Source organism: Hafnia alvei (assembly GCF_900095695.1).
Classification (GTDB): domain Bacteria; phylum Pseudomonadota; class Gammaproteobacteria; order Enterobacterales; family Enterobacteriaceae; genus Hafnia; species Hafnia alvei_B.
Window position 1 is genome coordinate 1 of sequence record NZ_FMIQ01000036.1, and the last position, 26,050, is coordinate 26,050.

General features: G+C 47.5%; 22 protein-coding genes and 1 pseudogene. 10 read left to right on the forward strand and 13 right to left on the reverse strand.

What is annotated here, in order from left to right:
* From BN1044_RS09990 to BN1044_RS10005, 4 genes and pseudogenes are all read left to right on the forward strand, one after another.
* Nucleotides 1–212, forward strand: a pseudogene (locus BN1044_RS09990) (hypothetical protein); the annotation flags it as partial.
* Between the two features lie 296 nt (nt 213–508).
* Entirely contained in the window at nt 509–1,486 is a 978-nt protein-coding gene (locus BN1044_RS09995; RefSeq protein ID WP_247650274.1) for a hypothetical protein, read from the forward strand.
* Nucleotides 1,487–1,692: 206 nt separating this feature from the next.
* Nucleotides 1,693–2,964: a RidA family protein gene (locus BN1044_RS10000; protein WP_072308547.1), complete on the forward strand. Its 1,272-nt coding sequence runs from the start codon at nt 1,693–1,695 to the stop codon at nt 2,962–2,964.
* 459 nt (nt 2,965–3,423) lie between these two features.
* Nucleotides 3,424–3,942, forward strand: coding sequence for an Hcp family type VI secretion system effector (locus BN1044_RS10005; protein WP_072308548.1), 519 nt, complete (start codon nt 3,424–3,426; stop codon nt 3,940–3,942).
* A 77-nt stretch (nt 3,943–4,019) separates the two neighbouring features.
* On the opposite strand, the gene dxs is transcribed toward BN1044_RS10005, so the two are convergent.
* From dxs to xseB, 3 genes are all read right to left on the reverse strand, one after another.
* The gene (dxs, locus tag BN1044_RS10010; protein WP_072308549.1) at nt 4,020–5,885 is read right to left on the reverse strand and encodes a 1-deoxy-D-xylulose-5-phosphate synthase; all 1,866 of its coding nucleotides are present in this window, start codon (nt 5,883–5,885) and stop codon (nt 4,020–4,022) included.
* Nucleotides 5,886–6,062: 177 nt separating this feature from the next.
* The gene (gene ispA, locus BN1044_RS10015) at nt 6,063–6,968 is read right to left on the reverse strand and encodes a (2E,6E)-farnesyl diphosphate synthase (RefSeq protein ID WP_072308550.1); all 906 of its coding nucleotides are present in this window, start codon (nt 6,966–6,968) and stop codon (nt 6,063–6,065) included.
* 3 nt (nt 6,969–6,971) lie between these two features.
* A complete protein-coding gene (xseB, locus tag BN1044_RS10020) occupies nt 6,972–7,214 on the reverse strand; it encodes an exodeoxyribonuclease VII small subunit (protein ID WP_040044353.1) in 243 nt (80 codons plus the stop codon).
* Nucleotides 7,215–7,473: 259 nt separating this feature from the next.
* Between xseB and thiI the strand changes: the two genes are divergently transcribed.
* Entirely contained in the window at nt 7,474–8,922 is a 1,449-nt protein-coding gene (gene thiI / locus BN1044_RS10025; RefSeq protein ID WP_072308551.1) for a tRNA uracil 4-sulfurtransferase ThiI, read from the forward strand.
* Nucleotides 8,923–9,065: 143 nt separating this feature from the next.
* Here thiI and yajL read toward each other — a convergent pair whose 3' ends face one another.
* On the reverse strand, nt 9,066–9,659 hold the full coding sequence (yajL, locus tag BN1044_RS10030; RefSeq protein WP_072308552.1) for a protein deglycase YajL: 594 nt from the start codon (nt 9,657–9,659) through the stop codon (nt 9,066–9,068).
* Nucleotides 9,622–10,536 carry a 2-dehydropantoate 2-reductase gene (panE, locus tag BN1044_RS10035; protein ID WP_072308553.1) on the reverse strand — a complete coding sequence of 305 codons (915 nt, stop codon included), beginning with the start codon at nt 10,534–10,536 and terminating at the stop codon, nt 9,622–9,624. Before panE ends, yajL begins: the two co-directional genes overlap by 38 nt.
* Nucleotides 10,537–10,848: 312 nt before the next feature.
* On the opposite strand from panE, the gene BN1044_RS10040 reads away from it, so the two are divergent.
* Nucleotides 10,849–11,340, forward strand: a complete 492-nt coding sequence (locus tag BN1044_RS10040) for a YajQ family cyclic di-GMP-binding protein (RefSeq protein WP_040044356.1) — start codon at nt 10,849–10,851, stop codon at nt 11,338–11,340.
* Between the two features lie 276 nt (nt 11,341–11,616).
* On the opposite strand, the gene BN1044_RS10045 is transcribed toward BN1044_RS10040, so the two are convergent.
* From BN1044_RS10045 to BN1044_RS10080, 8 genes are all read right to left on the reverse strand, one after another.
* Nucleotides 11,617–12,984, reverse strand: coding sequence for an MFS transporter (locus tag BN1044_RS10045; protein WP_072308554.1), 1,368 nt, complete (start codon nt 12,982–12,984; stop codon nt 11,617–11,619).
* 267 nt (nt 12,985–13,251) lie between these two features.
* On the reverse strand, nt 13,252–14,142 hold the full coding sequence (gene cyoE, locus BN1044_RS10050; protein WP_025800005.1) for a heme o synthase: 891 nt from the start codon (nt 14,140–14,142) through the stop codon (nt 13,252–13,254).
* A gap of 13 nt (nt 14,143–14,155) precedes the next feature.
* On the reverse strand, nt 14,156–14,506 hold the full coding sequence (locus BN1044_RS10055; protein WP_025800003.1) for a cytochrome o ubiquinol oxidase subunit IV: 351 nt from the start codon (nt 14,504–14,506) through the stop codon (nt 14,156–14,158).
* Complete coding sequence (locus BN1044_RS10060) at nt 14,506–15,126, reverse strand: cytochrome o ubiquinol oxidase subunit III (RefSeq protein ID WP_072308555.1); 621 nt, start codon at nt 15,124–15,126, stop codon at nt 14,506–14,508. Before BN1044_RS10060 ends, BN1044_RS10055 begins: the two co-directional genes overlap by 1 nt.
* On the reverse strand, nt 15,116–17,107 hold the full coding sequence (gene cyoB, locus BN1044_RS10065) for a cytochrome o ubiquinol oxidase subunit I (protein WP_072308556.1): 1,992 nt from the start codon (nt 17,105–17,107) through the stop codon (nt 15,116–15,118). Before cyoB ends, BN1044_RS10060 begins: the two co-directional genes overlap by 11 nt.
* A 3-nt stretch (nt 17,108–17,110) precedes the next feature.
* Nucleotides 17,111–18,040, reverse strand: coding sequence for a cytochrome o ubiquinol oxidase subunit II (gene cyoA, locus BN1044_RS10070; RefSeq protein WP_072308557.1), 930 nt, complete (start codon nt 18,038–18,040; stop codon nt 17,111–17,113).
* 619 nt (nt 18,041–18,659) lie between these two features.
* Nucleotides 18,660–20,141, reverse strand: coding sequence for a muropeptide MFS transporter AmpG (gene ampG / locus BN1044_RS10075; protein WP_072308558.1), 1,482 nt, complete (start codon nt 20,139–20,141; stop codon nt 18,660–18,662).
* A gap of 116 nt (nt 20,142–20,257) precedes the next feature.
* On the reverse strand, nt 20,258–20,836 hold the full coding sequence (locus tag BN1044_RS10080; RefSeq protein ID WP_139130923.1) for a lipoprotein: 579 nt from the start codon (nt 20,834–20,836) through the stop codon (nt 20,258–20,260).
* 472 nt (nt 20,837–21,308) lie between these two features.
* Between BN1044_RS10080 and bolA the strand changes: the two genes are divergently transcribed.
* From bolA to clpX, 4 genes are all read left to right on the forward strand, one after another.
* On the forward strand, nt 21,309–21,638 hold the full coding sequence (bolA, locus tag BN1044_RS10085; protein ID WP_172625154.1) for a transcriptional regulator BolA: 330 nt from the start codon (nt 21,309–21,311) through the stop codon (nt 21,636–21,638).
* A gap of 579 nt (nt 21,639–22,217) precedes the next feature.
* The gene (gene tig, locus BN1044_RS10090) at nt 22,218–23,522 is read left to right on the forward strand and encodes a trigger factor (RefSeq protein WP_025799991.1); all 1,305 of its coding nucleotides are present in this window, start codon (nt 22,218–22,220) and stop codon (nt 23,520–23,522) included.
* Nucleotides 23,523–23,755: 233 nt separating this feature from the next.
* Entirely contained in the window at nt 23,756–24,376 is a 621-nt protein-coding gene (gene clpP / locus BN1044_RS10095) for an ATP-dependent Clp endopeptidase proteolytic subunit ClpP (protein WP_025799989.1), read from the forward strand.
* 265 nt (nt 24,377–24,641) lie between these two features.
* Complete coding sequence (gene clpX / locus BN1044_RS10100; protein WP_025799987.1) at nt 24,642–25,913, forward strand: ATP-dependent protease ATP-binding subunit ClpX; 1,272 nt, start codon at nt 24,642–24,644, stop codon at nt 25,911–25,913.
* Nucleotides 25,914–26,050: the final 137 nt, after the last annotated feature.

A 26,050-nucleotide genomic window follows, 5' to 3' on the forward strand; every position in this document is an offset into this window, starting at 1 on the left:
CCCCAACTGCTCGTGAGTTCCAGTGGTTACCTAGCGGTACAGAACTAGGTAATCGCCTCAAGCCTCTGATTATGATCGACGGCAGAATTGATACTCGCGATCTGCCCGCTGAATACCGCGACAAAATTAGCGGTGAAGAGCTTATCCTATGGATACTGGAAAGTATCAAAATGCGGGTGGGTGGTGACGAAGATATTCTATCTCATCGATAAATAGTCTGTTTTGAGCTAACGCCATTCTTTATATACATGACGTTAGCGACTCAAACATATATTTTTCTTTAATAGCTATATGACTAATGTATTTGTCGTGTTGTAAATATAAAATTGTATCGAGCAGTCTTCTTATAAAATCCATACAAACCGCCAGTTGGGCCTATAATGCTGAAATTAGCGCGCCAAAAAAATAAAAGGAATTAGCTATGCGACATCTATCGTGGTTATTACTTAGCACTTTGGTGTTATCAACAACCGGCTGTGGGCCACACTCTCTTCGTAAGGATACTGCTATGAGTACTCAACTTCCCACGCAAAAACACTGCTTTGGGCGTTATGAAATTGAATTACCTAACTTTATGTATATGAATAGTGGCGGTTATTCCTTTGACAGCTTTAGCATTGAAATTGTAAGGGCAGTCAGAGCTGATTATCCAAATATAGAAAAAGACTGGATTAATTATATTAATGAAAAAATATCTAAAGATAGTGAGTACAACAAGGGTAGTCGCATTGTGCACAAAAATATGGGCTCTAATCCTAAGATAATATTGGAGTATTCAAATACAGAAAAGAATCCAGATATTGGGATGAGTTCTTTATATCGCTTTCATCCGTATTATTTAAAATCAGTCCCCGAGCGTAAACAATGGATATTAGTCACAGGAAGGTCGATAGAAATCCCTCGTCCACTATCAGCCGATAGACTAGATCAGGAGTTAAAAAACAAAACTGATGCTCAAATGCGGGATATAAAAAAAATAGCCTATCATGTTTATCCGCACTATGATCAAGGCTATTGCCTTGACAACGAGTACCAATATTACCCAGGGCGCCTTGAGACGCAAGATAGTTATGGCATCACATGGCGTGGAACAACAGGACATGCCGATACAGCGAGCCGTATAACCATTGATGTTCAAAGTCTTAATAAAGATGAACAATCAGTGTTAGAAGACCGCACTTCCAAAGGCAAACTACTCAGAACCTTCTTCCCGAGTACCACGGTGGTTGTCGGTGGGATTAAAGGGGAACTCTATACCAGCCACGATAAGCTCAACCCGACCGGGCGTGAATTCCAATGGCTGCCTAGCGGTACTGAACTGGGCAATCGCCTAAAACCGTTGATTATGATTGACGGTGAAATTGATACTCGCGATCTGCCCGCTGAATACCGCGATAAAATCAGCGGTGAGGAGCTTATTCTATGGATACTGGAAAGTATCAAAATGCGGGTGGGTGGTGACGAAGATATTCTGTCGCATCGATAATGACTAGCTAAGTAAAAAATAGAGTAAAAAATAAATGCCGTGCGCTTCAACGCATGGCATTTATTTTGCTTGAAATAAAGGCTTCATAATTTATGAAGTTCAAATGTTTGTTACGTGGATGCAACCGCAGCAATGATCGACAGCGCTGTAGAGTCTTGTTTGCCACATAACCCACTAAACTCTAATTTTTAACGGTGAACATCACTATGAGCGGCTACAATGAAGTCTTAGCAAGAAACACGCAGAATGCACCAAGCGATATCGAACTCCATTCACAAACTGTCGCATTTTCTCATTATAATAATTTTTCAGTTCAGTTGCCTATTGATCCAAAATCAGGTGAATTGGTCGCAGGTGGTATAAAAGAGCAGGCCGGGCAGTGTTTTAACAATATTAAAGCCGTTGTAGAAAGCATCGAACATGTCATGAGTGATATTATTCGTATCACTATATTCGTTAAGAATATCAAAGATGCTGACGCCGTAGGTGTAGTTTATAAATCATTCTTCCCAACCTATGTTCCCGCCCTAACGGTTGTTGCGGTTGATGCTTTGCCTATGGGGGCGTTAGTGCAAATTGAAGCACTTCTCTCAAACGGAGAGGGCACAATTCCAAACGCCCCACAAGCTGGCGACCTGATAAAGCTTATAAATAACACGGTAAATGCGCCAGTGAGTTCTCTATCTTCACAAACAGTCGCTTTTTCTCATTATAATAATCTTTCGGCCCAATTACCTATTAATCCGATAACCGGCAGAGTGGTAGAGGGGGGGATTAAAGAGCAAACTAAGCAGTGTTTAAAGAATATTAAAGCCATTGTAGACAGTATTGACGTGCCCTTTGATGACATTGTGAAGATAAGTATTTTCCTGAGAAACCTTTCGGATCTTGAAGCCGTCAACGAAGTTTATGCTACATTTTTTCCCGACTCAGCGATTGCCCGAACCATGGGCTATGTTCCAGCACGAGCGGTGATTGTTGCGTCAGGGTTACCTATGGGGGCTTTGGTGCAAATTGAAGCCGTGGTGTCACACGGCGACGGTACACCGCCGCAGGCCGTTGAAGATAGACATGGGCTCATTGTAGAACCACACAATACGGACAATGCGCCAAAATGCCCTCTGTCTACACAGACTGTCGCTTTTTCTCATTACAACCATTTGTCAGCTCAACTGCCTATTGATGCCAAATCCGGCAAATTAGTCGCCGGTGGTGTCAAAGAGCAGGCTGAGCAATGCCTTAAAAATATTAAAGCAATTATAGAGAGCATCGAGCACACGATGGGTGACGTTGTTAAAGTTAATATCGCCCTTAAACATATTGCAGATATTTCCGCAGTAGATAGCGTTTACACAACATTCTTCCCAAGTGGTACTCCTGCACGAAGAATTATTGGCGTATCTGCTTTACCTAAAGATGCGCTAATCCAGATAGAGGTTGTTGTCGCAAATGAGGAAGGAACGCCGCCGAAGGCATAAACTTTGACTTGTGATTTCTTCGCTAACTATGTTTATTCATCCGAATGACTGGCTTTATTGAGTGGTTCGAGATGTCGTCTCTTAATATCGTTATTTCAATCAAGCCTCGCTCTGCAAAGGGCGAGCGCACGCAGTGCTCAAAAAATAAAATTCTTTGGTCGCGTAATTCCATCTATTGACGGAAGGGCGTTTTATCTCCAGTGTATAAAAAACTTAGCACATGGTTTTTGTAGATTATTAATCTAATTATTAGGTTTTTCACAATTAAAACGCTCAAAATGGAAGTTTTTTTCTAGTTTACGAATAATGTTATTCATATTTTCTTACATTCATTTTAATGGTTGGAAACAAATTTCTCAGATAGGCAGATAGCATGCAGAAAGAAAAAGACGCACTTCCCTTTTTCTTTTAAGGAACATCCCTCTTAACTCAGTTCGGTTTATTTATAAGGATATTGCAATGCCTACTCCATGTTATATCTCCATCCAAGGTAAAACGCAGGGAAATATTACGTCTGGCGCATTCACTTCTGATTCTGTGGGTAACATTTACGTTCAGGGCCATGAAGACCAAATGCTAGTGCAGGAATTTGAACACATTGTGACTGTACCAACCGACCCACAATCAGGTCAGCCTTCTGGCCAGCGTGTTCATAAGCCGTTTCGTTTCACCGTTGCGTTGAACAAAGCCGTACCTTTGCTATATAACGCATTAGCTTCAGGCGAGATGTTGCCGAAAGTTGAGCTGAAATGGTATCGCACTTCCATTGAGGGTAAACAAGAGCATTTCTTCTCAACCATTTTGGATGATGCCACAATTGTTGATATTGATTGCCACATGCCACACTGCCAAGATGCCGTTAAAGCTGAATTCACTCAGTTAGTCAAAGTGTCTTTGGCGTATCGTAAAATTACTTGGGAACATACCGTTTCCGGTACTTCTGGTGCCGATGACTGGCGTGCGCCAAGCGAGTCTTAATATTGGCTTAGCTTGTGTGTTAAGTGCAAAAAAATCAAAGCTACCGAAAGGTAGCTTTGTTATTTGGGCAATGAAGTTTAGTCTTGTAACCAACGCTCGATCTGGCTGACGATGCCTGCCGAATCAAGTTCAATTTCATGCAATGCTTCAGCCTGAGTACCCTGCGGGATAAATTTATCGGGTAAACCAAGGTTAAGTACAGGGACGACTTTACGCTTAGCCATCAGCAGTTCATTCACGCCGCTACCGGCACCGCCCATAATGGCATTTTCCTCTAGCGTCACTAGCACATCGTGCGTCGCGGCCAGTTCCAACACTAATGCTTCATCAAGTGGTTTAACAAAGCGCATGTCAGCGACGGTGGCATTTAGCTGTTCGGCGGCGATTAATGCATCTGGCATCAACGTGCCGAAGTTCAGTATGGCGACTTTCTCTCCCTGACGACGAACAATGCCTTTGCCAATTGGCAAACAGGCTAAAGGTTCTAACACTGCCCCCGTGCCTGAACCGCGCGGATAACGTACAGCCGTTGGGCCATCCTGATATTGATGCCCGGTGTGCAGCATCTGGCGGCATTCATTTTCATCACTTGGTGTCATGATGACCATGTTAGGGATACAGCGCAGGAATGAGATATCAAAGGCCCCCTGATGCGTTTGCCCGTCGGCGCCTACGATACCGCTGCGATCGATAGCAAACATCACCGGAAGCTTTTGCAGCGCCACATCGTGAATGACTTGGTCATAGGCACGTTGCAGGAACGTGGAGTAAATGGCGACGACCGGTTTATAGCCACCGATGGCTAAGCCAGCGGCGAATGTGACGGCGTGCTGTTCGGCAATCGCAACGTCAAAATATTGCTGCGGGTATTCTTTCGAGAACCGCACCATGCCAGACCCTTCACGCATGGCGGGTGTGACAGCCATTAATTTGCTGTCGTCGAGCGCCGTTTCACACAGCCAGTCGCCAAATATTTTGGAGTAGGTTGGTAATCCACCTGAATTTTTTGGCAAGGTACCGCTGGCTGGATCGAATTTAGGTACCGCGTGCCAGCTGATAGGATCTTTTTCGGCAGGGGCGTAGCCTTTGCCTTTTTTGGTCATAATATGCAGCAGCTGTGGGCCTTTTAAATCACGCATGTTTTTTAGCGTGGCGGCCAAGCCTTGCACATCATGCCCATCAACAGGGCCAATGTAGTTAAAACCGAGTTCTTCGAACAAGGTGCCAGGGACAACCATACCTTTAAGGTGCTCTTCGGTACGTTTTACCAGCTCTTTGATCGGCGGTAAGCCGGATAGCACTTTTTTCCCACCTTCACGCAGGCTGGAATAGAGTTTGCCGGAGAGCAATTGGGCCAAATGGTTATTCAACGCGCCCACATTTTCGGAGATCGACATTTCATTATCATTCAGAATAACGAGCATGTCCGCTTTGATATCGCCGGCGTGGTTCATGGCTTCAAAAGCCATGCCTGCTGTGATAGCTCCATCGCCAATGACACAAACCGTGCGACGGTTTTTACCTTCCCGTTCGGCGGCAACGGCCATCCCCAATCCAGCACTGATGGATGTCGAAGAGTGGCCCACGCTGAGCACGTCGTACTCACTTTCATCGCGCCATGGGAACGGATGTAAACCGCCTTTTTGGCGGATGGTTGCAATGCGATCGCGGCGCCCAGTCAGGATTTTATGCGGATATGCCTGATGGCCGACATCCCAAATTAGTGAATCAAATGGGGTGTTATAGATATAGTGCAGCGCGACCGTCAGTTCTACGGTCCCTAGCCCTGAGGCAAAGTGCCCGCTAGAGCGGCTAACGCTATTGAGCAGATACTGACGAAGTTCGTCGCACAGCTTTGGCAGGCTTTCTTTCGGCAGTAGGCGAAGATCGTTAGGATCTTCAACCAGTGCGAGTGTCGGGTATTTGGCTATATCAAAACTCATTAGCGGCTCATGTCTGAATTACATTTTTCAATATATACCCGTCATACTTCAAGCTGCATGCGCGTTGTTAAGGTGTTGTTCACCTGCCGCCTGACTGCAACTCTGATTATTTCGGGTATAGACTACAACCCATCAGCGTTTTAACGTGCACGAAGGGCGGTTTCTATTTTTATTGGTTTAATTATCGCGCTCAATGATGAAACTGGCTAAGGATTTTAACGCCAGAGTATCAATGCTGTGGTGTTGCTCAAGCTCTTCGAGAACATGTATTGCATCTTTATACAGATCGAGCGCTTTATTTTGGGCCTGTTCGAGGCCGAGCAATGCAGGGTAAGTGCTTTTTTCTAATTCTTGATCTGAGCCCTGAGGTTTGCCCGTTTTAGCGCTGTCACCGATAACATCTAAAATGTCGTCTTGTACTTGGAATGCAAGTCCGATGGCCTGAGCGTAACGGTCTAACAACGGCAGCGCAGCGCGTCCGGTATCGCCGGCGGCCAAGGCCCCCATACGAATAGCACAGCGGATCAATGCCCCGGTTTTGTGGCTATGAATTTGCTCAAGCGCCTGCAAATCAACGCGTTTACCTTCGGCTTCTAAATCTAACGCTTGGCCACCGCACATGCCTGCCACGCCGCTGGCCTGCGCCAGTTCGCTAAGCATCGCCAATCTATCGGTAACGGCAACCGCAGGCATTGGGCTATCGGCTAGAATCGAGAACGCCAGCGTTTGCAGCGCATCGCCGGCCAAAATCGCGTGGGCTTCACCAAATTTAATATGGCTGGTGGGCTGACCACGACGCAGATTATCGTCGTCCATAGCGGGTAAATCGTCATGCATCAGCGAATAGGCGTGAATGCATTCAACGGCCGCAGCGGGGGCATCCAGATTATCTAACGAAAGGCCGAACATTTCGCCGGTGGCATACACCAAGAAAGGGCGAAGACGTTTTCCGCCGAGCAGTGCACCATAGCGCATTGCTGCGACCAATTGCCCGTCAGAAAAGGGCAGTGGGTCAATATAGTGTATTAACGCGGCATCGGCGCGTTGATGATAGGTTTTGAGTAACTGTTCAAAAACAACCATGTTTTATTCTTGATCCGCGTTAAAAGGGGATAAAGGGGCGTCCTTATCGTCATTAAGTAGGATCTGTACGCGCTGTTCGGCCTGTTGCAGCGTCTGCTGCCCTTGACGTGCAAGCTGAACGCCACGTTCGAACTCATTGAGCGCGTCTTCTAATGGCAGTTCGCCAGATTCTAAATGAGTCACAATCTGTTCTAGTTCGCTCAGAGCTTGTTCAAAGCTAGGCGCGGCGGGTGCTTTTTTTGCCATAGTCTTCTTTTCTTCGCTGTTCTGTAATGTTGTTCTGCAATAAATAGCGGTTCTGCGATGGAGTGACAGAATTTTTTGCCACGTTACCGGAGTCTGTAGGACTTGGCAAATTACGGATTTTAAACTCGTGAGATGAGGTTCAGTGCGCCAGTGAGCAAGTTAGTGCTATACTGCGCGCCTTGTACATTGCGTCCTCAATTTCTTAGCATGCAGTGTAAGCCCTTTTAACGTAAATCACGACGAAATAGCCACTGCCATCATGAAGTTTATCATTAAATTATTCCCAGAAATTACTATCAAAAGCCAATCAGTGCGTTTGCGCTTTATTAAGATCCTTACCGGGAACATTCGCAACGTTCTGAAAAAACAAATTGATGAAGTGGCTATCGTACGCCATTGGGATCATATCGAAGTTCGCGCTAAAGATGAAAGCCGCACCGAACAGGTTCGTGATGCTTTAACACGAATCCCTGGGATCCATCACATTTTAGAAGTTGATGACTGCCCTTACACCGATATGCACAACATCTTCGAGCAAACGCTTGAAATGTATCGTGACAAGCTGGAAGGGAAAACCTTCTGCGTGCGTGTTAAGCGTCGTGGTAAGCATGATTTTACGTCGATTGAAGTTGAACGCTACGTGGGTGGTGGTCTAAATCAGCATATTGAAAGTGCTAAGGTTAAACTGTCCCATCCTCAGGTCACCGTTCATCTGGAAATTGAAGATGACCGCCTGCTGCTGATCAAAGGTCGCTACGAAGGCTTAGGTGGCTACCCAATCGGTACGCAGGAAGATGTGCTGTCGCTGATTTCCGGTGGCTTCGATTCCGGCGTTTCCAGCTATATGCTGATGCGCCGTGGCTGCCGTGTACATTACTGTTTCTTCAATCTGGGTGGTTCTGCGCATGAAATTGGCGTCAAACAAGTCGCTCATTATCTGTGGAACCGTTTTGGCAGCTCTCATCGTGTGCGTTTTGTGGCCATCGATTTTGCCCCTGTGGTGGGTGAAATTCTGGAGAAAGTCGATGATGGCCAAATGGGCGTTATCCTCAAGCGCATGATGATGCGTGCGGCGTCGAAAGTTGCAGAACGTTATGGCGTTCAGGCTTTGGTTACCGGTGAAGCACTGGGACAAGTTTCAAGTCAAACGCTAACCAATTTGCGTTTGATTGACGGCGTGACTGACACGCTGATCCTGCGCCCGCTGATTTCGCACGATAAAGAACATATCATTGATATGGCTCGTGAAATTGGGACTGAAGATTTTGCCAAAACCATGCCTGAATTCTGCGGCGTGATTTCAAAAAGTCCAACCGTAAAAGCCGTGAAGTCCAAGATTGAAGCTGAAGAAGAAAACTTCGATTTCGACATTCTTGAACGTGTGGTGGCCGAAGCGCAAAACATGGATATCCGTGAAATCGCCCAGCAAACCAGCGAGCAGGTGGTCGAAGTTGAAACCGTTGATGCACTAAGCGGTGATGAAGTGGTTCTGGATATTCGCTCTAACGACGAACAAGAAGACAAACCGCTGAAGATTGAAGGGCTAGAAGTGAAAAGCCTACCATTCTACAAACTGGCTACTCAGTTTGGCGATCTCGATCAGAACCGCAATTATGTGTTGTACTGCGATCGTGGCGTGATGAGCCGCTTGCAGGCGCTGTATCTGAAAGAGCAGGGATATAACAACGTTAAGGTGTATCGCCCGTAATCTGCTAGCTTGCTTGCCATTTTGAACTCGGGCAGTGCTCGCAATCCTCACGTACTGAATGTACGCTCCGGTTGCTGTGCGCTGGCCGAGATCAAACTGACTTCGCCGCTAACGCAGATTATACGCTTGGCAAGATGTCTGGATTACCACTCCTGATAGTCATAGATCCCCGATGCGGGAATTAACTGGGCTGCCACTTCGGCGGCTTTTTCTTTGCCTAAAAGCACGTCGATAATCTTTAGCGCAAAATCGATGCTGGTTCCCGGCCCTTGGCTGGTTAGCAGGTTAACGCGTTCATCAAAGTAAGCGCGTTTGTCGATCCACTGATTTTCGGGGATTTGATCTTTCAGCGTTGGGAAACAGGTGATATTCCCTATTGGGAATAGTTTGTGGTGAGCCAATACTAACGCTGGTGCAGCACAAATTGCGGCGACCAGTTTTCCTTCTAGATGCATTTGACGCACTTTCTCAACGACTAATTCACTGTCTCGAAAACACTCGGCGCCTTGCATTCCACCGGGCAAAACAATCACGTCATAAGACTCATCGGCAACCTGAACCAGTGGTTTATCTGCTAGCAGTTTAACGCCGCGTGAACAGACTATGACTAATTCGCCATCGCTGGCAGCACTTGCCGTAGTGACTTTAATGCCCGCGCGAACAAGCAAATCAATGGTTGTTACTGCTTCAGTTTCTTCGCTACCAGGAGCCAGACACACCAGAGCCGATGCGCTCATAGGTTTGTTCCTTTCGTTTAATGGTTTCAAAAATATGGGCATTCTCAGTAACGCTAAGCCCGTGCTTACGTGCCATCCTGAGCAGATAGCCGGTGATGTAGTCAATTTCAGTATGTCGCTGTGCCTGCACGTCTTGGTGCATAGAAGAGTAATTATCGGCGGTCATGCACATCACGTTGGTCACGTAATGCAATAAGCTTTCGGGGGATGTTCGATACCCTTCAGCCTCCATGACATCGGAAATTTCTTTTACGATGGCCTCTACGTGCGGCATGTATTTTTGCAGATCGCCGTTGCGGCAGTTATAGATGACCGACAATGGATTAATAACGCAGTTAACGGCTAATTTTTTCCAAATAGCGGGCATGATGTTGTCATGCCATGCCACATCAGGAAGCGCCTGATGCAAGACTTCAGCAACGTTGCTTTGCCCAATAGCGGCTGAGTTCGTTGGACCGATATGCGTCGCACCCGCGGCAACGTGGATAATCGTATTGCCATCACGGCGCGCGGCATGGGTGGTTACCCCTTGAAATAGAGGTTGTTCAATCAGCTTTGGTAACTCATCCTGACTGCCCATGCCGTTATGCAGCAGGATAATTCGGCAATGAGGGGGGATTTTTGCCAGCAACGGAACCAAACCGTTGTATACCTGCCAAGCTTTTAGCGTCACCAATAAAATTTGGCTTTCGGCTAAATGCAGAGGGTCGTTCGCTGCGAGGTTTTTATTGTAGGACTGCCCGTTAAGTTGGATTATGTTAACTGGACAGTAGGGCTGAGGCACGCGCAACCAGCCTTGAACATCGTGCCCAGCTTGTTCCAGTGCCGATAACCATAGCTGCCCTAGCGCCCCACAACCAAGAACTGTTATTTTCATTTGGCCTCCTGCCCGATGCATCAGGCGATTTGCGCGCAAAGCAGAAATATTCAATCTATAGCCAAAATAATTCGAGTTGCATCGCGGCGGCAAAAGAGCGAGTCCCAATGAGCTTACTCGAGTAAGTGATTCGGGCGAGTGAGCGCAGCCAACAAAGATGCAGCTTGAAGTATGATGGATATTATCAGTATAAACTTTTATGACGCAGATCGCAGTGAGAAGCATTGGTTATGGTGTAAGGACGGTGGCTGGTCTTGCATCGCCGGAGGAAGCCGCTATTATGCTCGGCATTCAACCGAGAGGAGATTTAACATGCCTTCATTCGATATCGTTTCTGAAATTGATATTCAAGAAGTTCGTAACGCCGTAGAAAACGCTTCACGTGAGCTAGGAACCCGTTGGGATTTTCGCAACGTTGAAGCCAGCTTTGAGCTGAATGAGAAAAATGAAAGTATCAAAATCTCCAGCATCTCTGATTTCCAAGTCAACCAGCTCGTGGATATTATGCGCGAAAAACTGGCGAAACGTGGCATCGATGGTGCTGCATTAGAGATCCCAGAGCAGATAGAACACAGCGGTAAAACTTACAGCATTGAAGCCACGCTGAAAAAGGGCATTGATAGCGCAATGGCGAAAAAAGTCATTAAGCTGATTAAAGACAGCAAGTTGAAAGTGCAGGCGCAGGTTCAGGGTGAACAAGTGCGTGTCACGGGTAAATCACGCGATGATTTGCAGGGCGTTATGGCCCTTATTCGTGGTGCAGATTTGGGACAACCATTCCAGTTTAATAACTTCCGCGATTAACAAATTGTTTTAGGCGTAAGGTTTGTAGAATCGCGTAAGGTTTCGGACGCCAATTAGCATTTGGGTTTCCATGAAAATGCTGGTTCAGGCGTCCGACGAAAGGTTGCTGGCGCGCAACCTCTCGACTCTCGCGCTTTTTACCGAGTTGTTTGTCCGACCGGTCTCGGAGCGCACGTCCTGTGCGCCCTCAACCTGCCACCAGCATCCTTGCTGGCGGCTCTATCGTGTATCTCATCCAACAAGAAAAACAAAAGCATCAGATAAACAGGCCTAAATCTAATGCTGCCCCGCCACAAACAGCTCAATATCGCCACGGTTGGTGATTTTAGAATCAATCTTCACATACGCCGTTTTTTCTTCAGGAATAAGCACCACATCAGCCACGCCGTGCAGTTGTTTAAGCGCCAGTTCTAATTCTGGCGTTGCAGGGATCGTGTCGGGAATAACAATGCGCAAACTGCTGACGTAAGGAGGCTCTTTCATCGTCATGCTAACCGCGAGCCAGATCACGGCCAACACTGCGCATCCGGTAAACACGGTTGCCGCGCCGTTATGTGAATATAAGAATCCGCTTAAGCTCCCACCGATGGCCACGCCGAGAAATTGGCTGGTGGAGTAAATTCCCATCGCTGTGCCTTTATATCCAGCGGGCGACTCTTTGCTGATCAGTGAAGGCAATAGCGCTTCCATCACATTGAATGCAATAAAGAAAACTTGAATGCCAAAGATAATGCCCCACAGGTTTAAATCGGCGTACCAGAGGATTACCTCAGCGGCGAGCATTAAAATAACGCACACCTGAAATACCTGTTTCATACGACGCTGTTTTTCAGCATAGATGATGAAAGGGATAACGCAGACAAATGCGATCAGCATGGTCACTAAATAGACTTTCCACTGACTATCCCTTGCCAGACCCGCTTCTTCCATGAGCGGTGGCAGCGCTACAAAGCTCGACATCAGTAAAATATGTACGCACATAATGCCAAAATTAAGCTTAAGCAACCGGCTGTTTGCCAGTACTTTGCTAAAACTGCCCTTCACCATGCTCGATTCACGGTTCAGCACGTGATGGCGCGGCGTTGGGATGCAAAAGAGCGTGATGATAACGCCACCTAATGCGAGCAGCGCGATCATCCAGAAAAGCCCGGAGAGGCCAACGGCGTGGGTGATAATCGGGCCTGCGACCATTGCAATGGCAAAGGTGACGCCAAAACTGACGCCGATAAATGCCATCGCCTTAGTGCGATTTTGCTCACGGGTTAAGTCGGATAACAGCGCCATAACCGCGGCGGCAATTGCTCCCGAGCCTTGTAAAGCGCGGCCAAGGATCACGCCCCATATTGAGTCTGTCATGGCCGCAATGGCGCTGCCGAGAGCAAATATCAGTAGCCCGCCGACGATGAGCGGTTTACGTCCGATTCGGTCGGAAAAGAGGCCAAATGGGATCTGGAAGACGGCTTGTGTTAAGCCATAAATTCCAATCGCGAGCCCGATTAACGTTTCGGAAGCGCCCGCCAAAGACATACCATAGGTGGTTAGCACCGGCAAAACCATAAACATCCCAAGCATACGCAATGAGAATACGGTTCCTAGACCCCAGGTGGCTTTCCGTTCCTCTGGTGTCATCTGAAAATCATTCATTACAACCTCAGTTTCTTTTAGTACGGGAACAACCCAGCGTTTCACTGCGTTGAAATTATTCTTGTTATTGGTGCTTTCTGATGAGCACTGCTCTGGTGGCAGTTGGTGGAAAGCATTCCCGAGGAATAGTATCTATTGTAATTAAAGCCGAGCTAGATTACTTGACCTTACCCGTTTTGAACAGACTAAGGACTCAGCGGGGGAGGGGAAAAAAGAAAGCCGGATGAGATATCCGGCTTTTTACGATTAACCATTAAGACTAAACGATCAACGCAGCATCGTTAGCAGGCTTTCTGTTGCCGGAGACTGGAAGTCAACCGACATCATTACGCTCAGGCAAGTGATGGTCACGATGGAGAACACAAACAGTTTGCGAGCCCATACGCGATCGTCCACCGCTTTCTTATAGCCAGAGAGCGCCATACCTAACCACCACACGCTGACCGCGGCTGCAACAACCAGATATTTATAGCCAGCATACCCGCCTAGAGACAGCATCAGCGTGGCAACCATAAACGCCACGATGTACAGCGTGATGTGGTTTTTAGCTACCGAAATACCTTTAACCACGGGCAATACTGGAATATTGGCAGCTTGATAATCCTTGAAGCGGAAGATGGCAATCGCATAGGAGTGCGGCATCTGCCACAGGCTGAAAATAGCCAGAAGGATCAGGGCGCCGGCGTCAAACTCGTTGCTGACGGCGCAATAGCCAATAACCGGTGGAGCGGCGCCAGACAGGCTGCCAATCAGCGTACCGTATACGGAATGACGCTTCATATACAGGCTGTAAACGCCAACGTAGACGATGAAGCCAATCACTGCCAACAGCGCGGCTAACGGATTAGCCGCAACATATAACAGTGCAACACCGGCAAGGCCCAACAGCGTAGCGTAGGTCAATGTCACTTTAGGCGCGATTAACCCTTTCACCAAAACGCGGTTTTTGGTTCGCTCCATAATTTTATCTATGTCTCGGTCAATGTAGTTATTAAATACACAGCCCGAGGCGACAACCAGCGACACGCCTACCATGGTCGCGATGAACAGGGGAACATCTAAGCTCCCCTTCGAGGCCAGGAAGAATCCACCGATAACCGAAATCAGGTTACCGAAGATAATGCCCGGTTTTGTTACTTGCAGGTATTGCTTCATCATCACAGGCAGCTCTTTAGTGGACCATCATATTGATGTTGAGGTTGTACATAATCCAAAGTGAGCCAACGACAACAATGGCGATAATCAAGGCGGTAAATGCCAGAGCTATCAGGTTCCAACGCTCTTCAGACGAGGTGTTCATGTGCAGGAAGTACACCAGATGAACAAAAATCTGAATCACTGCCATCGCCACCACGGTAACCAAAATCGTTTGGTGCGAAGCGGTACCTTCCATCACCATCCAGAACGGGATAACCGTAAGGATGACCGACAGAATAAAGCCAATCATGTAAGACTTTGCGCTGCCGTGGCTAGCACCGTTGTTGTCTGTAGAATGGTGACCCGTTGTAGGTGAGTGACTCATTACATTGCCCCCATCAGATAAACTACGGTGAATACGCAGATCCACACCACGTCCAAGAAGTGCCAGAACAGGCTCAGACACATCAGGCGAGTACGGTTACGCGCGGTCAGGCCTTTTTTGCCTACCTGAATCATCATCACGATAATCCAGATCAGGCCACTGGTAACGTGAATACCGTGCGTGCCAACCAAGGTAAAGAAGGCAGACAGGAATGCACTTTTGTCTGGACCAAAACCTTCGGCAATCAGGTGATGGAATTCGTAGATTTCCATCGCGATGAAGCTTGCACCGAACAGGAAGGTCAAGCCTAACCAGGTATTTACGGTGCCTACTTTACCTTTGTTCATCGCCAGCATGGCGAAGCCATAGGTGATGCTGCTAAATAACAGCAGGAAGGTTTCAACCAACACAAACGGCAGTTCAAAAATATCTTTGCCGGATGGGCCGTCAGCGGTGCCGTTGACCAAGACTGCATACGTTGCGAACAAGCTCGCGAACAGAATACAGTCGCTCATCAGGTAGACCCAGAAGCCGAACACTTTCGTGTCACCGGCGTCGTGGTGCCCATGCTCCGCATGGGCCTCCTGACCGTGAGTATGATGTAAAGTATCAGTTGTCATATTTCACGCCTGCTTTGCTAATTTGTTCAAAGTGTTGATTCTCAATACTTTCAATTTCAGGAACTTGAACGTAGTAATCAACATCATCGTTGAAGCTGTGCACGATCCACGTGGCAATCATGCCCAGGAAGCAGACAATCGCCAGCCACCAGATGTCCCAAATCATGGCAAAACCAAAGACGAGGCTGAAGCCTGCAATGATGACGCCTGCGCCAGTGTTACGTGGCATATGAATTGGTGCATATTTTTCTGGTTTCTTATAAGCGATACCTTCTTCTTTCAGCTCCCAGAATGCATCACGCGAATGAACCTGTGGCTCGATAGCGAAGTTATAGAACGGCGGTGGAGAAGACGTTGACCACTCCAGCGTACGGCCGCCCCATGGATCGCCGGTCAGATCGCGGTTCTGATCGCGGTCGCGAACAGACACGAAAATCTGAATCAGCTGACAGGCAATACCACATGCAATCAGCGCAGCGCCGCCCGCAGCAACCATCAGCAGAGGATGGAATGCAGGGTCAATTTGCTGGCTCAGACGACGAGTCATGCCCATGAAGCCCAAGCCGTACAGCGGCATGAAGGCAACGAAGAAGCCGATGATCCAGAACCAGAATGCGCGTTTGCCCCAAGTTTCGTTTAGCGTGAAGCCAAATGCTTTCGGGAACCAGTAAGTCATACCGGCGAAGCAACCGAATACCACACCGCCGATGATCACGTTATGGAAGTGCGCAATCAGGAACAGGCTGTTATGCAGAACAAAGTTTGCACCAGGAACAGCCAGCAGAACGCCGGTCATACCACCTACGGTAAAGGTGATGATGAAGCCAATAGTCCACAGCATCGCAGAGTTAAACACGATGCGGCCTTGGTACATGGTGAACAGCCAGTTGAAGATTTTTACCCCGGTCGGAATCGAGATAATCATCGTGGCTATACCGAAGAACGCATTGACGTTCGCACCTGACCCCATGGTAAAGAAGTGATGCAGCCAAACGATGAACGACAGAATGGTGATACACACGGTCGCCCATACCAGCGAGGTGTAGCCAAACAGACGTTTCTTACAGAAGGTTGCCACCACTTCGGAGAACACACCGAAGACAGGCAGAACCAAGATATACACTTCCGGATGGCCCCAGGCCCAAATCAGGTTGATGTACATCATCATGTTGCCGCCCATATCGTTGGTGAAGAAATGGGTGCCGAGGTAGCGGTCAGCCGTCAGTAAAGCAACGGTAACGGTTAAAATCGGGAAGGCAGCAATGATCAGAACGTTGGTGCACAATGCGGTCCATGTGAAGACCGGCATTTTCATCAGAGACATGCCAGGAGCACGCATTTTGATGATGGTGGCAAAGAAGTTAACGCCCGTCAGCAAGGTGCCCAAGCCGGATATCTGTAGACTCCATATCCAGTAATCGACCCCTACGCCAGGGCTGTACTCCTTACCTGATAGCGGTGGATAGGCCAACCAGCCAGTTTGAGCAAATTCGCCCACACCCAGCGACAGGTTGATCAGAACCACACCGGCAACGGTGAACCAGAAGCTCAGGTTATTCAGGAATGGGAAGGCAACGTCGCGAGCACCGATTTGCAACGGCACAACGACGTTCATCAGACCTACCACGAACGGCATCGCTACGAAGAAGATCATGATAACGCCGTGAGCGGTGAAGATCTGGTCGTAGTGGTGAGGTGGTAGGAATCCGGCTTCACCGGCGGACGCAAGCGCCTGCTGGCTACGCATCATGATGGCATCGGCAAAGCCGCGCAGCAGCATGACAAACGCCACGATGATGTACATGATACCCAGACGTTTATGGTCAACCGAAGTTAGCCACTCCGTCCATAGGTATTTCCATTTTCCAAAATAGGTAATCAAAGCCAGAAGGGCCAGACCGCCTAAGATAATGCCGGCAACCGTAACCATAACAATCGGTTCATGGTACGGGACGGCGTCGAGTGTTAGTTTTCCAAACATCTGTTATTCCTCGGCTCCTGCGTGAGCGTGCTCACCCATGTCCATATCCATATGCTCGTCTTTCTTCATGTCCATCTTCTTGCTGCCCATGAATTTGTTAATCACATCGACAAACAATTCTGGATTAGCGCTAGAGAAGTATTCAACCGGATGGTATTCACTTGGCTTCGCTAATGCGTCGAATTCAGCCATGGTGGTCAGCTGATTAGGGGCTTTCTTAACGTTGGCAACCCACTGATCAAAGGTTTCATTATCGGGCGTTGCGATGGCGGTGAACTTCATTCCAGAGAATCCTGGACCGCTGTAGCTGCTGGAAATCCCGTTATATTTACCCGGTTCGTTGGCAATCAAATGCAGTTGGGTCTGCATGCCTGCCATCGCGTAAATCTGCCCACCTAAACGCGGAATGAAGAATGAGTTCATCACCGAGTTTGACGTGATGCGGAAATTAACCGGAGTATTGGCTGGGAAAGCCAGTTCATTAACGGTTGCAATCCCCAAGTCTGGATAAACGAACAACCATTTCCAGTCGAGTGAAATTACATCAACACGGATTGGTTTAACGTCGGAGACCAGTGGTTTATACGGATCAAGTTCGTGAGTCGTTTTCCACGTCAATGTTGCGAGGATAGCGATAATGATAATTGGCACTGTCCAAACGACAGCTTCAATTTTATTAGAGTGAGACCAGTTGGGAGTGTATTTGGCATCGGTATTTGACGCGCGGAATTTACGCGTAAATACAATTGTCATTACGATTACTGGAATCACCACGATTAACATCAGCCCAAGGGCAGTCAGTATCAGGGATCTCTGCTCTAGACCTATTTGTCCTTTAGGATCCAGAAGCGCCATATCACAACCGCTCAGCAAGGCCGAGGCTGCGATTAAAGATAATATCCCAAAGCTTTTATTTAATTTACTGAGTCTCATCTAACGACCTCAATCGAAGGCTCTCTGTCGTCCCAAATGTAGGGGCATTTTACGGGAAGGTTGCAGATCTGTAAACATTCTTAAAGGTCTGTCACTCCATTGTTTAAAAAGTCCAGTTTGTTTGTTCTAAATGTCGCATTTCATGGTGTGTTTAAGGCGAAATGTAGCTATCAAATCAGAGGCTTATTTTCACTTTGTTGTAACAAAGTAAATGTAACAAAAAATATTTACGTACCCCTGAAAATCACGTTTTGTCACTTCTAGCCTAGCTCCTAATCTGCGGTTAGCCCATGTATTGCCAGCTTTAAATAGGAATATGTGACACAGATCGTAGGGATATGTAACTCGTTACATTTAGGTTTATTTCTTCTCTTAGAAGGCACGAAACGTGAAAGAGATCTCTATTTGTTAATTTTTTGTTCTTCATTTTTCTGACGTCTAAATGAATTTAGCGTGAAAATTGAACAGTTGCTTAGGTGTGAAAATACAGAAAAATATCAGTAGAAAATTATTTAATGGATAATTAAGCGGCAAATTTGAATAATAAAAAAAACGCTGCCTAAAATATAGGCAGCGTTTTTTTTATTATTTTAAGACTTAAATTAATTTAGTTACGGAATTAAATTGTCGGCTGTAGATCGCGCTGGCTGCGATAATCCAAACCCGCGCCAAGTAAAATGCCAAATAAGCTCAGCAATAAACCAATATTTAACAGCCAATCCATGAGGACATCAGCACTCGAGCCAGAAAGAGTTTCTACGAGCAGCCCAAGCAGCCATAATGCAATCAAAATGCATCCGACCAACAGCGATTGAGAGGCCAGCTTATAGGCTCGAGCAAAGCGGGTTCGGCGCGAGAATTCACCGGTGATTTGTGTGTATTCCAAGGTTTTGCGGCAGGCGACCAGCAGCAAGAGCCCAGGAACGGCGGCGACGATCGAGAAAAGATAGAACAACGGCCAGCCATGTAATTCAACAAACCAACCCGCAACCGGCCCTACATAGACACGACCTACGGCTGAAAGCGCCGACAATAGAGCGAATTGGGTTGCTGAGAATGACTTGTTACACAGCGTCATTAACAGTGCGACGAATGCCGCGGTGCCCATTCCCCCGCAGAGGTTCTCCAGAAAAATGGCGCTGCCCATGGTGAGCAGATTTTTATCGGTCACCGCCAGCAGCCAGTAGCCAAAATTGGATACCCCTTGCAAGATACCAAATAGCATCAATGCGCGGAAAAGGGACAAGCGTTGCATCAGTACGCCGCCAAACAAGGCGCCAACGATGGTGGCAAACAACCCTAACGTTTTGTTGACGATACCAACTTCACCCGCGTCGAATCCGACACCGCGAATCAGAAACGTTGTGCTCAAACTGCCGGCGAAAGCATCACCCATCTTGTACATCACGATGAGTAATAAAATTAGCCACGCATTATTTCGGCCAAAGAAATCCTTAAGCGGCTCAATCACGGCCTGTTCAAGCGTGCGTGGCGCAGGCGCTGATACCTGAGGTTCTGGAGCAAATAGCGTAGCAGCGATACCGATCAGCATTAAACCAGCCATCAGCCAATAGGTGCCTTGCCAGCCAAAATAGCGATCGGCTAACCACAGCGCTAACCCACCAGAAACCAGCATCGCCAGCCGATAGCCCAAAACGGAAACAGCCGCGCCGGTTCCGCGTTCTTCAGCGCTAAGCAAATCAGTTTTATAGGCGTCGAAGACAATATCTTGGGAGGCTGAGCAGAATGCGACGATGACGGCCAACCCTGCCAGCCACCACAGATGCTGGATAGGGTTGAGTAATCCCATGGCAAAGATGGTGATAAGTAGCAGGATTTGAGTCACTAAAAGCCAGCCACGGCGGCGACCAAGGAAGGAAGGCGTATAGCGATCCATCATCGGTGACCATAGGAATTTAAAAACGTAGGCCTGACCAACCAGTGAAAAGAATCCGATCGTTTTGAGATCGACGTTGGCAACGGTCATCCAAGCCTGAAGTGTACCGGAAGTTAATGCGAGAGGAAGGCCAGAGGCAAAACCCAACAGTAATAAAATGACCGTATTACGCTGGGTGAAAATAGCTAAGTTTGAATTAGACATTCAATTGATTCCCATGCTCTGCCCAAGGTCGGGCAGAGCGGGGTGAAAACGGCGTATGCTCATCATCATTCGATCGTGCTCTTATCCGGCAAAACGAATGGCTCTGAGCATAGAGATTAACGTGCGTTGGCTTTGATGAAGTCGCTGATGCTAGTGTCTTGCGCCATGTTAGATACGATGTCTGACATGGTATTATTGACGGCATTAGTGATTTTGCTATTCGATGCGGTAAATGCACCTTGCTCGTTGTAAACAGAGCGATAGTTTTTCACCTGCTTATTACCATTTTTCGCCTGTGCGATGATAGAAATATCAGCATTGGTGGTGATGTTGTAACGCAGATTGCCTTCTTTCACATCGGCATACAACTGGTTGACAACGATCTGCAAATCAACAGCGCCGCTTGGGCCGACCATATAACCGCGCTTAGTCATCTGATTTTCCAACACTTCCTGCAGCAAGAAACGCAGATCGCGTGAAGGCGTCAGCGTGACTAACTCACCATCGCGATTAACTTTTGCCAGCGCCTTATCTTGGCGAACATCCGCACCGTTAATGCTGATCGTGATGCCTTGCAAGGTTGGATCCTGCTGTGGCAAGGCCATCTTAGGGTTAACGTCTATTGTATTGGTGCTGGTTGCGCATCCGGCCAAAGCGAAAACGGCCAAAAGCGGGAAAAACAGTTTTTTGATCATATTCATCGAGTTAATAACCATTTTACGTGGGAAGACGCCGTGCCCATCCTTCATCTATGACTGAGTATGATTATGACGAGCCAACGGGCTTTACGGACAAAATATCCGCCATCATAGCATTGCCATTGGGATGTTGAAGCCCCCTATAAATATTTTTATCTTAAGGATAATGAAATCACTAACGTGGTGGCGTTTTGTCTTTCTGTTTAAACATTAAACTGACTTTTAAAGCCACCCATTTGAATGATAGACAGAAAATTTTTATAAGTTACGCTACGCAAAACACGATAAAAATGTTTTGTAGCGGCGTTAGTTGTGAAAAAACAGCTACGCTTAACGTTAAGATGTGTTTTCCGATTGGGCGTTTGTCCGCCCCTGATGTGGGCTGCCACTGATAATACTTGTGATGGTTTAGCCGTTTCGAGAAGGAAATACATTCCATTAAGAGCAGCGCTCTTTCTGCCGATGCAGTATGAGGGGATATCTTATGATGAGAGAACAGATAGAAGCAAAGTTACGCGCCGCGTTTGAACCTTTCTATCTTGAGGTGGTTGATGAAAGCTATCGCCATAACGTACCGGCAGGTTCTGAAAGTCACTTTAAAGTTGTCATGGTTAGCGATCGTTTCCAAGGCGAGCGTTTCTTGACGCGTCATCGTTCTATATATGGCGTTCTGTCAGAGGAACTGGCTGATGGTGTGCATGCGTTAGCCTTACATACCTATACCCATAAAGAGTGGGAGGCGTTGCAAGATACGGTTCCTGCATCTCCGCCCTGTCGCGGGGCTGGCACCCTAGCCTAAGCTAACTTGCTTAAATAGGCGGCGAAAAGGCAAGTAAATTACCACGAAGGTGGAACTCTTAGCCGTTTTTGCTGTATTAATAGCGTGTTTGACGAGAAACGGCCCGAGTGGCCGTTTCTTTTTGTGTAGCAACTTTATGACTTAGGTGCGCACGCGATTTCGTGACTTTGGCCCGTGGAACTTGGCGCTACAACGTTCTACTGTTGTACCCGAGTTGCCGAGGTATCGCTCGAAACTGTGAATCACGCCGCGGACAGTTGGCGTGCGGTTCTCGACTCATCGCTCATGCATCGCTATAATGTCGCGTCTATTTTTTCCTGAATGTATTCGGGACGCTTCTACGCCCAAAGTACTTGATGTTGTTGCTAGGCGGCCAGCGAGTGAATCCCGATGAGCTTACACCGGTAAGTGATTAGGGTGAATAACCGCAGCCAACACCGTAGCGGCTTCAAGTAAGAAGGGATAAACAGGGAACACGGTTCTGCTGAAAGCGGCCGTCCCGGTTCTGTGAAGTCGGGTTTTCTTCATTGAAAACGACTTCTGGAGTTGACCGAGCACTGTGATTTTTTGAGGTATAAGATGCAAGTTTCTGTTGAAACCACCGAAGGCCTTGGCCGCCGCGTAAATATTACTGTTGCAGCCGACAGCATTGAAAAAGCAGTAAACAGTGAGCTGGTCAACGTGGCTAAAAAAGCACGTATCGACGGCTTCCGTAAAGGTAAAGTGCCAATGCACATTATCTCTCAGCGTTATGGCGCATCTGTTCGCCAGGACGTTCTGGGCGATCTGATGCAGCGTAACTTCGTTGATGCGATCATCAAAGAAAAACTGAATCCAGCTGGCGCGCCTAACTATGTACCAGGCGAATACAAACTGGGCGAAGACTTCTCTTTCGCGGTTGAATTCGAAGTTTACCCAGAGATCGAACTGAAAGATCTGGAAAGCATCGAAGTTGAAAAGCCAGTTGTTGAAGTCACTGACGCTGACGTTGACGCGATGCTGGACACCCTGCGTAAGCAGCAGGCAACTTGGACTGCAACCGAACGTGCAGTTGAAGCTGAAGACCGCGTAACCGTAGATTTCACCGGTTCTATCGACGGCGAAGTTTTCGAAGGCGGCAAAGCCTCTGATTTCGTTCTGGCAATGGGCCAGGGTCGTATGATCCCAGGTTTCGAAGAAGGTATTCTGGGCCACAAAGCGGGTGAAGAATTCGCTATCGAAGTGACCTTCCCAGAAGATTACCACGCTGAAAACCTGAAAGGTAAAGCGGCTAAATTCGATATCGTTCTGAAGAAAGTTGAAGAACGCGAACTGCCAGAATTCACCGAAGAATTCATCAAACGTTTCGGCGTTGCTGATGGTTCTCTGGATGGTCTGAAAGCTGAAGTGCGTAAAAACATGGAACGCGAACTGAAAGGCGCAGTACGTAACCGTATCAAGTCTCAGGTTATCGACGGTCTGGTTAAAGCAAACGACATCGACGTTCCAGCTGCACTGATTGACGGTGAAGTTGACGTTCTGCGTCGTCAGGCTGCACAGCGTTTCGGTGGCAACGAGAAACAAGCTCTGGAACTGCCACGCGAACTGTTCGAAGAACAGGCTAAACGTCGCGTTGTTGTAGGTCTGTTGCTGGGTGAAGTTATCACCAAGAAAGAGCTGAAAGCTGATGAAGATCGCGTTAAAGCGCTGATCGAAGAAATGGCTTCTGCTTACGAAGATCCAAAAGAAGTGGTTGAGTTCTACAGCAAAAATAAAGAGCTGATGAACAACATGCGTAATGTTGCTCTGGAAGAACAAGCTGTTGAAGCACTGCTGGCTAGCGCTAAAGTGTCTGAAAAAGCGACCAACTTCAGCGAACTGATGAACCAGACTCAGGCTGCGTAATGTTGCTCTGAACGGCTTATTCGTTCCGAAGTAATAAAAACCTTCGCTCTTGGGCGAAGGTTTTTTTATGGGAAAAGGTTTATTTCTTTGATTACTGTCCCCAAATATTGGCTAAGTGTCTAACCTATAACAACAGACACAGACAGTTGAGCATGGTCAACATAGTTTATCTACAGTAGAATCAAAGCAAATAATGCCAATAATGCCAAAGTGATTTCTATAGGAGACGGTTAATGTCATACAGTGGCGAGCGTGATTTAGCACCGCACATGGCCTTAGTGCCAATGGTTGTTGAACAGACTTCGCGTGGCGAACGTTCATACGATATTTTTTCCCGTCTGTTGAAAGAACGAATCATCTTCCTGACTGGTCAGGTTGAAGATCACATGGCAAATCTGATTGTGGCTCAGATGCTGTTCCTCGAAGCAGAAAACCCAGAGAAAGATATCCATCTTTATATCAACTCACCGGGTGGCGTTATTACTGCAGGCATGTCAATTTATGACACCATGCAGTTTATCAAACCCGATGTGAGCACCATCTGTATGGGACAGGCGTGTTCCATGGGCGCGTTTCTGCTGACGGCAGGGGCGAAAGGTAAGCGTTTCTGCCTGCCAAATTCACGCGTGATGATTCACCAGCCGTTGGGTGGTTTCCAAGGGCAGGCGACGGATATTGAAATTCACGCCAAAGAAATCCTGAAAGTTAAAGCTCGTATGAATGAGCTAATGGCAAAACATTCAGGTAAATCGCTCGAAGAAATCGAGCGTGATACCGAACGTGACCGCTTCTTGTCAGCGGACGAAGCTGTAGAGTACGGCTTGGTTGATTCGGTAATGACTCACCGCGGCTGATTGTGTCAGACTACGGCCTAGATTCAGGACGTCTGTGAGACCTATTATCTCGTCCAGCCGCCGATAGAGTGACTATCATGTTACGGCGGGTTGCCGATATACTATAGTGAATATAAAGCGCGGAGCGATGCCCGCATCGCGCTAATGGGTTATATAGACTACGCTGATAGGCCGTTTTGCGCAGATTGGTCGCACTGCCGTTGAGCGGTCTTAGCCGTAATAGGCTGATTCGACGGGACAGATACTTAATGAAAGAGGTTTACTGATGACAGATAAGCGCAAAGACGGTTCAGGCAAGCTGCTGTACTGTTCTTTTTGCGGCAAAAGCCAGCATGAAGTTCGTAAGCTGATCGCCGGGCCGTCAGTGTATATCTGCGACGAGTGTGTCGATCTGTGTAATGACATCATTCGCGAAGAGATTAAAGAAGTTGCTCCACACCGTGAGCGCAGCTCTCTGCCAACGCCGCATGAAATCCGTAACCATTTAGATGATTACGTTATTGGTCAGGAACAGGCGAAAAAAGTCTTGGCGGTAGCGGTGTATAACCACTACAAGCGCCTGCGTAACGGCGATAGCAGCAACGGTGTCGAACTGGGCAAAAGTAATATCTTGCTGATCGGTCCAACCGGTAGCGGTAAAACTTTGCTGGCGGAAACGCTGGCACGTTTCCTTGATGTGCCATTTACCATGGCTGATGCAACGACCCTAACCGAAGCCGGTTATGTGGGCGAAGACGTTGAAAATATCATTCAGAAGCTATTGCAGAAGTGTGATTACGACGTTCAGAAAGCACAGCGCGGTATCGTATACATTGACGAAATCGATAAGATTTCTCGTAAGTCTGACAACCCGTCTATCACCCGTGATGTTTCAGGTGAAGGCGTACAGCAGGCATTGCTGAAGCTGATTGAAGGTACTATCGCTGCGGTTCCACCTCAGGGCGGCCGTAAGCATCCACAGCAGGAATTCTTACAGGTTGATACCTCTAAGATCCTGTTTATCTGTGGCGGTGCTTTCGCTGGCTTGGATAAAGTTATTGGCCAGCGTGTGAATACCGGCACCGGTATTGGTTTTGGCGCAACGGTTAAAGCGTTGTCTGAAAAAGCAACCGAAGGCGAGTTGCTGGCTCAGGCAGAACCAGAAGATTTGATCAAATTTGGTCTGATCCCTGAGTTCATCGGTCGTTTGCCAGTTGTCGCTACCCTGCGTGAACTGAGTGAAGACGCGCTGATTCAGATCCTGAAAGAGCCAAAAAATGCCCTGACCAAACAGTATCAGGCATTATTTAATCTGGAAGGTGTAGATCTGGAGTTCCGTGACGAAGCCCTGACGGCTATCGCGAAAAAAGCGATGGCGCGTAAAACAGGTGCTCGTGGTCTGCGTTCTATCGTTGAAGGCGCGTTGCTGGAAACGATGTACGACTTACCATCAATGGAAAACGTCGAAAAAGTGGTTGTCGACGAAAACGTCATTGAAGGTCAGGCGGAGCCAATGCTGATTTATGGCAAACCAGAAGCACAGGCTTCTGGCGAATAATTAGCCAGTAAACTGATGGGTTATCAATAAAATGGGGGATTTTATCTCCCATTTTTTTTTCTGTTGTTGTTTGCGTTGAATCCCTGGTAAACATCCCCATATACTCAGATACAAACTGGGTGAAGCAACAACGTAAA